This window comes from Bradyrhizobium ivorense (genome assembly GCF_900696085.1).
Taxonomy (GTDB): Bacteria; Pseudomonadota; Alphaproteobacteria; order Rhizobiales; family Xanthobacteraceae; genus Bradyrhizobium; species Bradyrhizobium ivorense.
In genome coordinates this window covers 109,717-123,176 of the sequence record NZ_CAADFC020000030.1, presented here as the reverse complement: position 1 = coordinate 123,176, position 13,460 = coordinate 109,717, and the positions used below count along the sequence as shown (strand labels likewise).

General features: G+C 65.9%; 11 protein-coding genes. 2 read left to right on the top strand and 9 right to left on the bottom strand.

Annotated features, from left to right (window positions below):
- Nucleotides 1-65 precede the first annotated feature (65 nt).
- Nucleotides 66-374 carry a polyhydroxyalkanoic acid system family protein gene (locus tag CI41S_RS36655; protein ID WP_139863925.1) on the bottom strand — a complete coding sequence of 103 codons (309 nt, stop codon included), beginning with the start codon at nt 372-374 and terminating at the stop codon, nt 66-68.
- A 164-nt stretch (nt 375-538) separates the two neighbouring features.
- Here CI41S_RS36655 and CI41S_RS36650 point away from each other — a divergent pair, with 164 nt between their 5' ends.
- A complete protein-coding gene (locus CI41S_RS36650; RefSeq protein WP_021080901.1) occupies nt 539-703 on the top strand; it encodes a DUF3309 family protein in 165 nt (54 codons plus the stop codon).
- 136 nt (nt 704-839) lie between these two features.
- On the opposite strand, the gene ligD is transcribed toward CI41S_RS36650, so the two are convergent.
- On the bottom strand, nt 840-3,545 hold the full coding sequence (ligD, locus tag CI41S_RS36645; RefSeq protein WP_139863924.1) for a DNA ligase D: 2,706 nt from the start codon (nt 3,543-3,545) through the stop codon (nt 840-842).
- A 61-nt stretch (nt 3,546-3,606) separates the two neighbouring features.
- Between ligD and ku the strand changes: the two genes are divergently transcribed.
- Nucleotides 3,607-4,488, top strand: coding sequence for a non-homologous end joining protein Ku (gene ku, locus CI41S_RS36640; RefSeq protein WP_139863923.1), 882 nt, complete (start codon nt 3,607-3,609; stop codon nt 4,486-4,488).
- A gap of 138 nt (nt 4,489-4,626) precedes the next feature.
- Here ku and CI41S_RS36635 read toward each other — a convergent pair whose 3' ends face one another.
- From CI41S_RS36635 to CI41S_RS36605, 7 genes are all read right to left on the bottom strand, one after another.
- Nucleotides 4,627-4,854, bottom strand: a complete 228-nt coding sequence (locus tag CI41S_RS36635; RefSeq protein ID WP_139863922.1) for a DUF6496 domain-containing protein — start codon at nt 4,852-4,854, stop codon at nt 4,627-4,629.
- 295 nt (nt 4,855-5,149) lie between these two features.
- A complete protein-coding gene (locus CI41S_RS36630; protein WP_139485930.1) occupies nt 5,150-5,839 on the bottom strand; it encodes a response regulator in 690 nt (229 codons plus the stop codon).
- The gene (locus CI41S_RS36625; protein ID WP_139863921.1) at nt 5,836-8,550 is read right to left on the bottom strand and encodes a sensor histidine kinase; all 2,715 of its coding nucleotides are present in this window, start codon (nt 8,548-8,550) and stop codon (nt 5,836-5,838) included. Before CI41S_RS36625 ends, CI41S_RS36630 begins: the two co-directional genes overlap by 4 nt.
- A 39-nt stretch (nt 8,551-8,589) precedes the next feature.
- A complete protein-coding gene (locus CI41S_RS36620) occupies nt 8,590-9,195 on the bottom strand; it encodes a K(+)-transporting ATPase subunit C (protein ID WP_139863920.1) in 606 nt (201 codons plus the stop codon).
- 111 nt (nt 9,196-9,306) lie between these two features.
- A complete protein-coding gene (gene kdpB / locus CI41S_RS36615) occupies nt 9,307-11,418 on the bottom strand; it encodes a potassium-transporting ATPase subunit KdpB (protein ID WP_139863919.1) in 2,112 nt (703 codons plus the stop codon).
- A gap of 24 nt (nt 11,419-11,442) precedes the next feature.
- The gene (kdpA, locus tag CI41S_RS36610; RefSeq protein WP_139863918.1) at nt 11,443-13,146 is read right to left on the bottom strand and encodes a potassium-transporting ATPase subunit KdpA; all 1,704 of its coding nucleotides are present in this window, start codon (nt 13,144-13,146) and stop codon (nt 11,443-11,445) included.
- A gap of 119 nt (nt 13,147-13,265) precedes the next feature.
- Nucleotides 13,266-13,355, bottom strand: coding sequence for a K(+)-transporting ATPase subunit F (locus CI41S_RS36605; RefSeq protein ID WP_016846764.1), 90 nt, complete (start codon nt 13,353-13,355; stop codon nt 13,266-13,268).
- Nucleotides 13,356-13,460 lie beyond the last annotated feature (105 nt).

The following is a 13,460-nucleotide window of genomic DNA, read 5'->3' as shown; positions in this document are numbered from 1 at the left end:
GATCCGGAAAAGTGCAAAGCGGTTTTCCGGAAAGATCATGCTCAAGCAAATGGCTAAGCTGCAGGTCAGCGCTTGGTCAGCAGCAATTGCCCGTGCTTCTGAATGGCGGCCTGTGCGACTTCGGCAAACCGCTGCAGCAGCCATGGCAGCGTCACCTCGACCCGCACATAGGCATCCTCGACCTCGACCTGTCCGGCCGCGACCTGTCCCAGCGCGCGGACGCGAAAGTTCATGCGGTTGTCGTCCCAGCGCTCCTCGTCGACGCTCAGCACCGGCACGCTCGCGGCCGCGCGCGACAAGCCGGTCTTGAGACGCCGCATGGCCTCGTCGCGGCCGAGGCTGTGCGGAATCGAGACGATCAGTGGCGCCGACATGCGGGCGGTCCTCCCTCGATTTCGTTGATGTAGTTCGGTTCCTCGAAAACGGAAGACGCACACAGTTTTATCGCGCTGCGGGAGCCGGAACCTTCGCAGATGCGGATTGTTGGCTTTTCCGAAGGGCAGAAAGAGTGAGGCCCGCGGGGCTGAGGAGACACGAGATGTCAATTGGAACCATCATTCTCATCATTCTGGTGATCGCGCTGCTCGGCGGCTTCAGCGGGATCGGCGGCGGCCCGTTCTACGGCACCGGCTATTACGGCGGCGGCGGCCTGGGCCTCGTGATCGTGATCCTGCTGATCCTGCTGCTGCTGGGACGGCTCTAGCGGCATACGGCTTCCACAAAACGACTGTCATCACCCGCGAAAGCGGGTGATCCAGTATTCCAGAGACGGCGTTGATTGAACCGATAAGCCGCGGCGTACTGGATACCCCGCTTTCGCGGGGTATGACGGAGAGAGGCTACTGCGCCGCGAGCTTCTTGACCGCCGTCTTGATCGATGACGCCGCGTCCTCGTAGCCGTCCCAGGCCTTGGTCTTCGCCAGCAGCGCCGGCACGGTGCGCAGCGTGTAGGCCTTCGGATCGAGATCGCCGCGCAGTTGCGCCCAGGTCAGCGGCATCGATACCGTGGCGCCCGGACGCGCCCGCGGCGACAGCACCGCGACCGCGGTCGAGAGCCGGTCGTTGCGCAGATAGTCGAGAAAGATCTTTCCCTTGCGCTTGGCCTTGGACATGTTGATCAGATAGCGCGCGGGATCGTCCTGCTCCATCCATTGGCAGATCGCCTGCGCGAAGGCCTTGGCCTCCTTCCACGTCGCCTTGTCCCTGGCGCCGGACAGCAGCGGCGCCACCACGTGCAGGCCCTTGCCGCCGGTGGTCTTGCAGAAGCTTTCGAGACCGACCGCGGAGAGCCGCCGGCGCATGTCCTTGGCGGCCTCGACCACATCCGGGAACGCGACATCGGGCGCGGGATCGAGGTCGAACACCAGCCGGCCCGGCGTGTCATAGGCATCGGGTGCGCAATTCCACGGATGCAGCTCGAGCCCGCCGGCCTGCGCGACCGCGGCGAGGCCCTCGACCTGGTCGATCTGCAGATAGGGTTTGCGGTCGCCGGAGACTTTGGCGAGCTTCAGCAGTTTCGACGTGCCGGCCATCGCGTGGCGCTGGAAGAAGGTCTCGCCCTTGATGCCGTCGGGCGCGCGCACGATCGAGCACGGCCGGCCCTTGAGATAGCCGATCATCCATGCGCCGACCGCCTCGAAATATCTTGCCAGCTCGAGCTTGGTCACCGCCTCGCCGTCGCCGGCATCGGGCCACAGCGCCTTGTCCGGGTTCGAGATGGCGACCCCCATCACACCGCCGGACGCCTTCCCCGCAGCTTTGGCCATCGGCTTCACCACTGTGGTTTTGACCGGCGTCTCGGCTTCCACCTCGTGCGCCGGCTTGTCCTGGCGCAGGCCCTTGAACGCGGCCTGGCGGATATTGCCGGCGTCGGTCCAGCCGGCGAACTCGATCTCGGCGACCAGCTCCGGCTTCAGCCAGTGCACGTCGCGCGTCTTCTTCGGCGCGTCCTTGCCGCCGAACGGGCTCTTGTCAGCTTCCGCCGCCTTCAGCGCCGGCATGATGCGGCGAACCGTGTCTGCGCCAAAGCCGGTACCGACGATGCCGACAAAGGCGAGATGATCGCCGCGGTAGACGCCGGCCATCAGCGAGCGGAATTTGCCGCCGGTGGTCTTCCAGCCGCCGATCACCACCTCGTGGCCGGCACGGATTTTGGCCTTGGTCCAGTCATCGGAGCGGCCCGAGCGGTAGGCGCCGTCGAGCCGCTTGGAGACGATGCCTTCGAGCTTGAGCTTGCGCGCCGAGTCCAGCACCGCCGGGCCGCTCTGCTCGAAATGCTCGACATAGCGGATCACGGGATTCTTGCCCTTGCGCGCCTCGAGCAACGCCTTCAGCCGCGCCTTGCGCTCGGCGAGCGGCAGCGGGCGCAGGTCGGAGGTCGCCTCGAACAGCAGATCGAAGGCGTAGAAGATCAGCCGATCGGTCTTGCCGTCGGACAGCGCGGCCTGCAGGGTGGAAAAATGCGGTGTGCCGTGCTTGTCGAGCGCGACGATCTCGCCGTCGATCAGCACGTCCGGCAGCTTACCAGCCTCCTTCGCGATCGCGCCGAACTTGTCGGTCCAGTCGAGCGCCTTGCGGGTCTTCAGCACCGCCGCGCCGTCCGCGACGCGCAGCTGCATTCGGTAGCCGTCGAACTTGATCTCATGGCACCAGCCGGCGCCGCCGGGCGGCGTTTCGACCGCGGCGCAGAGCTGCGGCGCGACGAAATCCGGCATCTCCGAGACCTGCTTCGGCTTGGCCTGGCGCGGCGCCTCCGTGGGCGGTGCCTTGGTCGGCCGAGCCTCCTTCAATCGCTGCTTGGGCGCCGGCGCCTTGGTCCTGGCGCGCGCCTCCGCGGCGATGCCGTGATTGGAGTGCCAGACCGCGTCGGCTTTGGTCTTGCCGTTGCCCTTGGCCAGCATGAACGGTTTTGGCGCCCGCCCCTTGCCGGATGCGATCTGCGCCATCGAGCGCCCCGAGGCGACCGAGCGATCCTCGGCAAGAATGTCTTCGCCGTTGCCGTCGACGGCATATTCGTCGCGGTGCTTGATCAGGAGCCAGTTGGTGCGCTTGCCGCCATAGCGATCGCTCTTCATCCGCACCAGCACCCAGCTGCCATGCAGCTTGTCGCCTTGAAGCGTGAATTTCAAATCGCCCTTCCTGAAGCCGCGCTCGGGATCGTCCGATTCCCAAGTGCCGCGATCCCACAGCTGTACGGTGCCGCCGCCATACTGGTCGTTCGGAATGGTGCCTTCGAAATCGCCGTAGTCGAGCGGATGATCCTCGACCTCGACCGCGAGCCGCTTGTCATGCGGATCGAGCGAGGGGCCGCGCGTCACCGCCCAGGACTTGAAGACGCCGTCGAACTCGAGCCTGAAATCATAGTGCAGCCGCGTCGCATCATGCTTCTGGATGACGAAGCGCCGCTGCTTGGCCGGCGCAACCTTGACGTCGCCGGATGGCTCGTTGGTCTTCTCGAAATCGCGTTTCTTGCGATAGGTCGACAGGTTTTTCAGCGGCACGTCAGAAATCCCGGGGCAAACGACGGCCGCCGCCCGCGCGGCCATTCAGGAACCAAAACCCACGGTATCCGTTCAAGTTCCAAACTCAAGCTGTTTGGAGACGATGATGGCCGCTCCCCGCGCCTACTGGAAAGGCACGCTCAAACTCTCGCTGGTGTCGTGCCCGGTGGCGCTGTACCCGGCCTCGACCGCGGTCGAAAAAACCCGCTTCCACATGATCAATCGCGAGACCGGCAACCGGCTCAAGCAGCAGATGGTCGACGCCGAGACCGGCGACGTCGTCGAGGGCGACCAGAAGGGCCGCGGCTACGAGGTCAGCAAGGGCAAATATGTCGAGATCGAGAAGGACGAGCTCGAGGCGGTGCAGATCGAGAGCAACCACACCATCGACATCGACAGCTTCGTGCCCGAGGGCGAGATCGACAAGCGCTATCTCGACCATCCCTATTACATCCGGCCCGACGGCAAGGCCGGCGTCGACGCCTTTGCGGTGATCCGCGACGCCATGAAGGACCAGGACCGCGTCGCGCTGGCCCGCATCGTCCTGACCAACCGCGAGCACGTCATCGCGATCGAGCCGCTCGACAAGGGCATGCTCGGCACCACGCTGCGCTACCCCTACGAGCTGCGCGATGCCGACGATTATTTCGAGGACATCAGGAGCCCGAAGGTGACAAAGGACATGATCGAGCTGGCCGGCCACATCCTCGACAGCAAGGCTGCGCATTTCGATCCGTCGAAATTCAAGGACGAGTACGAAACCGCGCTGAAGGCGCTGGTCCGCCGCAAGGCCACCGGCAAGCCGATCAGGGCCGCCGAGCGCGAGGAGAAGCCGAGCAACGTGGTGAATTTGATGGATGCCCTGAAGCAGAGCCTGAAGGGCGGCGGCGCGCGGCGCGCGGGCTCGACCGCACGGCGCCAGACGCCACACCGGCGTGCGGCAAAGAAGTCGCACCGGTCGAGCGCGCGGCGGCGGAAGGCGGGATAACTCTCTCCACCGTCATTGCGAGGAGCGAAGCGACGACTTGTCCGCCGTAGCTCGAAGAGCGAAGGCGGAAGCAATCCATCGATCCGCAGATGCGGAGGGATGGATTGCTTCGCTTCGCTCGCAATGACGGTGGATGGGCTACCGCTTCTTCGCAGCCTTGCGCTTCTTCGACGTCTTGCGCTTCTTTGATGCCTTCTTCGGCACCTTCCTGCCCTTGGCGCGGGCTTCCGACAGGCCGATCGCGATCGCCTGCTTGCGGCTCTTCACTTTCTTCTTGGAGCGACCGCTGCGCAGCGTGCCGGTCTTGCGTTTCTTCATCGCACGCTCGACGTCGCCCGATGCCTTTCGCGAGTACTTTCTTGCCATGGTTTCTCTCCCGGTGCAGGAAACCAATCCTCGATCGGAACGAAGGTTCCGAACCGGAGCAGATCCGGCTCGCAGGGGCGCGCCGCCAAAAAACTCGAAAAACAACCCCATGCAAAGTAGCCGGCGGTGGCGGACGGCGGTAGCGGGTGGTGGACCGCGCTCGAATCGGCGACTCGAACAGGCGATTGTCCAAGCCACTTGACACGTCGGGCAACTCAGCATTACCCTTCCAAAATTCCGAAATCGTGGAAGCCCCCGGATATCGCTTTCACCTCATCCGGCTACAAGAGCGCAGCTAATCCGCTGCGCGCAGCCGGTAGCCGATGCCGGTCTCGGTGAGCACGAATTGCGGGCGCTCGGGATCGGCCTCGATCTTCTGGCGCAGCTGGCGCACATAGACCCGCAGATATTGCGCGTCGGTCAGCTCGTCCCACAATTCCTTGAGCAGGAAGCGGTGCGTCAGCACCTTGCCGGCGTGCTGCACCAGCACGCGCAGCAGGTCGTACTCCTTCGGCGACAGTTTTATATCCCTCTCGCCGACCTTGACGATCCGGCGCACAAGGTCGACCGAGAGATCGCCGGAGCGGAACACCGGCCGCTCGCCCTGCACCTGCAGCTGGTGCCGCAGCGCGGCGCGCAGCCGTGCCAGCAGCTCGTCCATGCCGAACGGCTTGGTCAGATAGTCGTCGGCGCCGAGATCGAGCGCCTGCACCTTGCCGGCCTCGTCGCCGCGGCTCGACAGCACCACGATCGGGACGGCCTCGTTACGGCCGCGGATCATACGCAGGAGGTCGTGGCCCTGGATGTCGGGCAGTCCGAGATCGAGGATGATCAGCGCCGGGTCCTCGGCCAGTTTCTCCAGGGCGATCTTGCCGTTGGACGCTTCGAGGATGTCGTAGCCCTGCGTGCTCAGGCCCATCCGCAGCAGCTTGCGGATCGGCGGCTCGTCGTCGATGACCAGGACTTTGATCGGCGTGGCATTCATGCGGCAGTATCCAGCGCGTTGGTGTCCGCCGTAACGGGCAGGCGGATGGTGATGACGGCGCCGCTGCGGTCGGAGCGGTTCGCCGCCGCGATCGTGCCGCGCATCGCCTCGACGAAGCCGCGCGAGATCGCAAGGCCGAGGCCGGTGCCGGGGCGGACATGGTCGCCCTTCTCGGCGCGATAGAACTTGTCGAACACGCTTTCCAGCTCGGCCGCCGGAATGCCATTGCCCTCGTCGAGCACCTGCAGCGTCACCGCATCGCGGTCACGGAGGCCGCGGATCGCGATCGTGGTGTCGGACGGCGCATATTTCGCGGCGTTGTCGAGCAAATTGAACAGCACCTGCTCGAACAGCACGGCGTCGAGCTCCAGCATCGGCAGGTCGGCCGCCAGATCCAGCGAGACCTTGTGATGCACCAGGATTTTTGCCGCGCGGCGCAGCGCGCTGCCGATGATCTCGCCGACATCGTGCCGCGCGGTGTTGGGCACGATCGCGCCGGATTCCAGCTTGGTCATGTCGAGCAGATTGGCGATAAACCGATTCAGCCGCTCGGATTCGTCGATCACGGTGGCGAGCAGATCATGCTTCTGCGCGTCGCTCAAATTGGCGCCGAGATCGCGCAGGGTCGAGGCCGAGCCGAGCACCGAGGCGAGCGGCGTCTTGAGGTCGTGCGAGATCGAGGTCAGCAGCGCGCCGCGCAACCGGTCGGATTCGACCGTGCGCTTGACGCGGTCCATGTCCTCGACCAGCAGCACCCGCTCGATCGCGAGCGCGCCCTGATCGACCAGCGCGTCGAGCAGGCGGCGCTGGTCCGGCGTCAGCAACGGTCCGGTGCGGTCGTCGTCGACGCCGATCACGCCGATCGGTCCGCGGCCGGTGCGCATCGGCAGGAACAACCTTTTGCCGCCCGGCAGCGTATCCGAGCCGCGGCCGGCCGGGCGGTCGTTACCCCAGGCCCAGTTGGCGGCGGCGAGATCGGCCTGATCGAGCTGGTCCTCCGGCGGATAGCCGCTCTTCACCGTCAGGACGCCATCCTCGGGCAGCAGCAGCACCACCCGCACCTTCAGCATCAGGGCGATCTGATAGGCCGTCGCCCACAGCACGTCGTCCAGCGTCGCGGTGCCCGCGAGCTTGCGGCTGAACGCATAGAGCGACTCGGTGGTGCGGACGCGGCTGAGGGCGGTATCGGCCTGGATCCGCACCCGCGCCGCGACGTTGGAGACCAAGAGCGCGATCAGCATGAAGAAGAAGAACGCCGCGACATTGGTCGGGTCGGTGATGGTGAAGGTGTAGACCGGCGGCAGGAAGAAGAAATTGTAGCACAGCGAGGCGGCGACGCTGGCCAGCAGCGACGGCCCCAGGCCATAGCGCGCGGCAGAACCGACCACGGCGGTGAGGAACACCAGGTCGACGTTCTCGATCCCGAAATACGGCTGGATCAGCTTGGCCGCGCCGAGGCCGATTGCCGCCAAGAGCAGCGACATCAGATAGGGCCGCGGATTGAACGGCTCCGGCCGCTGCGCGGTCTGCACCGCCGCCTTGCCGACCGGCTGCTCGTCGCCGGCAATCACATTGACGCTGATATTGCCGGCGCGGCGCACCAGGTCATGGACCACCGAGCCATGGGTCAGCTCGAACCAGCGCGAGCGCGTCGACTTGCCGATGATGATTTGGGTGACGTTGTTGGCCTGCGCGAAACTGATGATGTCGTCGGCGATGCGGCGGCCGACCCCGGGAATGGTCAGCGCCTCGCCGCCGAGCGATTCGGCCAGCCGCATGGTGTCGGCGAGCCGGTCGCGCTGCTCGTCGCTGAGCTGCAGGCTGCGCCGAGTCTCGATGCTGAGCGCGGTCCATTGCGCATGCAGCCGGTCGGCCAGCCGCTTGGTGTAGCGCACGAGGCCGGCCGCGCGCGGGTCTTCGCTGAGGCAGACCAGAATGCGCTCGCCCGCCGCCCAGGGGCCGGCGATCGCATTGGCCTGCATGTGGTTGAGCAGCTGTTCGTCGACCCGCTCGGCGGTGCGGCGCAGCGCCAGCTCGCGCAGCGCGGTCAGATTGCCCGGCGAGAAATAATGCTCCAACGCCCGCTCCGCCTGCCGCGGCACATAAACCTTGCCCTCCTTCAGCCGCTGGATCAGGTCGTCGGGGGTGAGGTCGATCAGCTCGATGGCGTCGGCGCGATCGATCACCGAGTCCGGCACGGTCTCGCGCACCCGCACATGGGTGATCTGCGCGACCACGTCGTTGAGGCTTTCGATGTGCTGGATGTTGATCGCGGTGTAGACGTCGATGCCGTTCGACAGCAATTCCTCGACGTCGAGATAGCGCTTGGGGTGCCGGCTGCCCGGCGCGTTGGTATGGGCGAGCTCGTCGACCAGCGCGAGCTGCGGACGCCGCGCCAGCACGGCGTCGAGGTCCATCTCCTCGAGGGTCTGGTCGCGGTAGGCGAGGCGCTTGCGTGGCACCACTTCGAGGCCCTTCACCAGCGCCTCGGTCTCGACCCGTCCGTGGGTCTCGACCACGCCGACCACGACATCGACGCCCGCCTTGAGGCGGCCGTGCGCGCTCTGCAGCATCTCGTAGGTCTTGCCGACGCCGGGGGCGGCGCCGATGAAGATCTTCAGCCGCCCGGAACGATCGGTCTCCCGGCGCGCCGCCTCCAGCAGCGCATCCGGCGAGGGTCTTTTTTCAGGGTCGCGGCGCTGACTGGCCATACCGCAATATAGTCATCCCGGCGGATCGAGCCTACTCCCCTATTTCGCGCCGGCGCCGTCCAGCGCCAGGTTGAGCGCAAGAACGTTAACGCGTGGCTCGCCGAGCACGCCGGCAAAGCGGCCCTGCGTGTTCTGCGTCACCAGCTCGCGCACCGCATCCGCGGACATGCCGCGCGCCTTGGCGACCCGCGGCACCTGGAACAGCGCGGCCTCCGGCGAGATGTCGGGATCGAGCCCGCTGGCGGACGTCGTGACGAGATCGACCGGCACCTGAGCGTTGGGGTTCTCGGCCTTCAGCTTCTCGACATCATCCTTCAGGCGGTCGGCCAGCGCCTTGCTGGTCGGGCCGAGGTTGGAGCCGCCGGAATTGGCCGCGTTATACGGCGCCGGCACGGTCTTGGTGGAATCGTTCGGATCGGGCGCCAGCGTTGCCGACGGCCGGCCGTGGAAGTACTTATCCTCCTTGAACTCCTGCCCGATCAGGGCGGAGCCGATCACCTTGCCGTCCTTCTCGATCAGGCTGCCCTGCGCCTGTCGCGGGAAAATAACGCCGGCGATCCCGGTGATGGCGAGCGGATAGGCGAGGCCGGTGATCGCGGTCAGCAGGACCAGGACCAGAATGGCGGGGCGAATTTCTCTCAACATGACAGGTCTCCGAAGTCTCTGTCGTCATTGCGAGGAGCGAAGCGACGAAGCAATCCACACTTTCTTCGCGGACAGATGGATTGCTTCGCTGCGCTCGCAATGACGGGGTGGTCAGGCCAGGCCCAGGGCGGCGACCAAGAGGTCGATCGCCTTGATGCCGATGAACGGAATGATGATGCCGCCGACGCCGTAGATCATCAGGTTGCGGCTGAGCAGCGCGCCGGCACCGATTGCACGATACTTGACGCCTTTCAGGGCCAGCGGGATCAGCGCGATGATGATCAGCGCGTTGAAGATGATCGCCGACAGGATCGCGCTCTGCGGGCTCGCGAGGTGCATGATGTTCAGCACCTGAAGCTGCGGATAGAACGCGAGGAACATCGCCGGGATGATCGCAAAGTACTTTGCGACGTCGTTGGCGATCGAGAACGTGGTCAGCGCGCCACGGGTCATCAAGAGCTGCTTGCCGATCTCGACCACCTCGATCAGCTTGGTCGGGTTGGAGTCGAGGTCGACCATGTTGCCGGCCTCGCGCGCGGCCTGGGTGCCGGTGTTCATGGCGACGCCGACGTCGGCCTGCGCGAGCGCCGGCGCGTCGTTGGTGCCGTCGCCGCACATCGCCACCAGCTTGCCCTTGGACTGCTCGTCGCGGATCAGCTTGAGCTTGTCCTCGGGGGTGGCCTGCGCCAGGAAGTCGTCGACGCCGGCTTCGGCGGCGATCGCGGCCGCGGTCATCGGGTTGTCGCCGGTGATCATCACGGTGCGGATGCCCATCCGGCGCAGCTCGGCAAAGCGCTCGCGGATACCGCCCTTGACGATGTCCTTCAGGTGCACGACGCCGAGCAGCTTGCCGTCCTTGGCCACGGCCAGCGGGGTGCCGCCGGCCTTGGCGATCTCGTCGGCAATCGCCTGGATCTCGCGCGCCTCGGCGCTCATCGTCGCCGCGATCGAGCGGACCGTGTTGCCGGAGGCGACGGTGCGAGGCTCGCCGCCCTCGACATAGCCGAGGATCGCATCCACCGCGCCCTTGCGGACCGACGAAGAGCCGGCGTCGATGCCGCTCATGCGGGTCTGCGCGGTGAACGGCACGAAGGTCGCCGCGAGCTCGTGCATGTCACGGCCGCGGATGCCGTACTTCTCTTTGGCCAGCACCACGATGGAGCGGCCTTCCGGGGTTTCGTCGGCGAGCGAGGCGAGCTGGGCGGCATCCGCCAGGTCCTGCTCGGTGACGCCGCGGATCGGCCGGAACGCGGTGGCCTGGCGGTTGCCGAGCGTGATGGTGCCGGTCTTGTCGAGCAGCAGCGTGTCGACGTCGCCGGCGGCTTCGACCGCGCGGCCGGACATCGCCAGCACGTTGAAGCGCACCAGGCGGTCCATGCCGGCGATGCCGATCGCCGACAGCAGCGCGCCGATCGTGGTCGGGATCAGGGTGACGAACAGCGCCACCAGCACCACGACCGAGATCGAGCCGCCGGCATAGGCGGCATAGCTCGGGATCGTCACCGTCGCGAACACGAAGATGATGGTGAGGCCGGCCAAGAGGATGTTCAGCGCGATCTCGTTCGGCGTCTTCTGCCGCTCGGCGCCTTCAACCAGCTTGATCATGCGGTCGATGAAGGTCGAGCCTTGGGCTGCGGTGATGCGAACGCGGATCCAGTCCGACAGCACCTGGGTGCCCCCGGTGACCGCCGAACGGTCGCCGCCGGATTCGCGGATCACAGGCGCGGACTCGCCGGTGATGGCGGCCTCGTTGACCGAGGCGACGCCTTCGATCACCTCGCCGTCGGACGGGATGTTGTCGCCGGCCTCGACCAGCACGACGTCGCCGACCTTCAGCGAGGTGCCGGGCACCATGCGATAGGTCCGGTCGGTGCCGGTCAGGAGCTTGGCCTGGCTCTCGGTCCGGGTCTTCTTCAGCGATTCCGCCTGCGCCTTGCCGCGGCCTTCGGCGACCGCCTCGGCGAAGTTGGCGAACAGCACCGTGAACCAGAGCCAGATGATGATCTGGAAGGTGAAGCCGAGATTGGCGCCACCGGTCACGAGGTCGCGGACGAAGATCACCGTGGTCAGCGCGGCCACCACCTCGACGACGAACATCACGGGGTTCTTCGCCATCAGCCGCGGATCGAGCTTGACGAACGCCGACGCGATCGCCGGCACCAGGATCTTCGGGTCGAGCATGGTCGACGCCGTCACCTGCTTCTGCAGTTTCATGGTTTCCATGGATGTCACTCCGGACGTATCAGGTCAGAACAGGGTGTGGGCGTTCATCGCGAGGTGCTCGACGATCGGCCCGAGCGCCAGCGCCGGGAAGAAGGTCAGGCCGCCGATGATCAGGATCACGCCGATGACGAGGCCGACGAACAGCCCGCCGGTGGTCGGGAACGTCCCGACCGAGGCCGGGATCGACTTCTTCTCCACCAGCGAGCCCGCGATCGCCATCGCCGGCACGATCATGAAGAAGCGGCCGACGAACATCGCCATGGCAAGCGTCAGATTGTAGAAGAAGGTGTTGCCGGTCAGGCCGGCGAAGGCCGAGCCGTTGTTGGCGGTCGCCGAGGTATAAGCGTAGAGCACCTCGGTGAAGCCGTGCGGGCCGGGATTGGCGATCGAGGCCACCGCCGACGGCAGCACCACCGCGACGGCACTCCAGCCGAGATACATTAGCGGCAGCACCAGGATCGCGAGCATCGCCATCTTGACCTCGCGCGCCTCGATCTTCTTGCCGACATATTCCGGGGTGCGGCCGACCATCAGGCCGGCAACGAAGATCGCCAGCACGACGAACAGCAGCATGCCGTAAAGGCCGGCGCCGACGCCGCCGATGATCAGTTCGCCGAGCTGCATGTTGATCAGCGGGATCATGCCGCCGAGCGCGGTGAAGCTGTCATGCATGGCGTTGACCGCGCCGCAGGATGCCGCGGTGGTGATGACGGCGAACAGCGAGGACGCGACGATGCCGAAGCGGACCTCCTTGCCCTCCATGTTGCCGCCGGTCAGCCCAAGCGCCTGCAGGGTCGAGGTGCCGTTGGCTTCGGCCCAATAGGTGACGGCGACGCCGGCGATGAACAGGATGCCCATCACGGCGAAGATCGCCCAGCCCTGGCGCTCGTTGCCGACCATGCGGCCGAACACGTTGGTGAGCGCAGCGCCGATCGCGAAGATCGAGACCATCTGCACGAGGTTCGACAGCGCGGTCGGGTTCTCGAACGGGTGCGCGGCGTTGGCGTTGAAGAAACCGCCGCCATTGGTGCCGAGCATCTTGATCGCGACCTGGGAGGCCACCGGGCCGAGCGCGATGGTCTGCTTGCCGCCCTCCAGCGTGGTGGCGTCGACATAAGCGCCGAGCGTCTGCGGCATGCCCTGCGAAACCAGGAACAGCGCATAGACGATGCAGATCGGCAGCAGCACGTAGAGCGTGCAGCGCGTCACGTCGACCCAGAAACTGCCGACGGTGCGCATCGAGGAGCGCGAAAAGCCGCGGATCAGCGCCACCGCGAGCGCGATGCCGGTCGCGCTCGACAGGAAGTTCTGCGGGGTCAGGCCGAGCATCTGGACCAGATAAGACAGCGTGCTCTCGCCGCCGTAGTTCTGCCAGTTGGTGTTGGTAAGGAACGAGATCGCGGTGTTGAAGGAGAGGTCCTCGGCGACCGCGGACTGTCCGGCCGGGTTGAACGGCAGCACGGCTTGCAGCCGCATCAAGCCGTAGATCAGGAAGAACGCGCCGACATGGAACAGCAGCATGGCGACCGCGTAGGTCAGCCAGTGCTGCTCGCGCCGCTCGTCGACGCCGCCGACCCAGTAGATGCCGCGCTCGACCGGCCGCAGCACCGGCGAGAGGAAGGTGCGCTCGCCGCTGAACACGCGGGTCATGTAGCCGCCGAGCGGTTTGACCAGCGCGGCGACGATGGCGCAGAACAGAATAATTTGAATCCAGCCGATGACGGTCATCGAAGTCAAACCTTTCGAATGGGCGCGTGACGCAGCAGCGACGCGAACACGCCGAGCAACAGCCCGGTCAGCACCGCGTCGGCGACGAGGATCTGGCAAAGTGCGAGCATGGCTGATGCCTAGAAGCGTTCGGGGCGCAGCAATGCGTAGGTGAGGTAGAACAGCAGGCCGAGCGAGACGAGGCCGGCGAGCGAATAGTCGAAGATCATCGCCGCCTCCCTTACAGCCGTTCGCAGGCGTAGGCGTAGCCGATGCCGGCCGCGAACAGGCCGATCGCAAGCGCCGCCATGACAATGTCCATCATGAGAGACTCC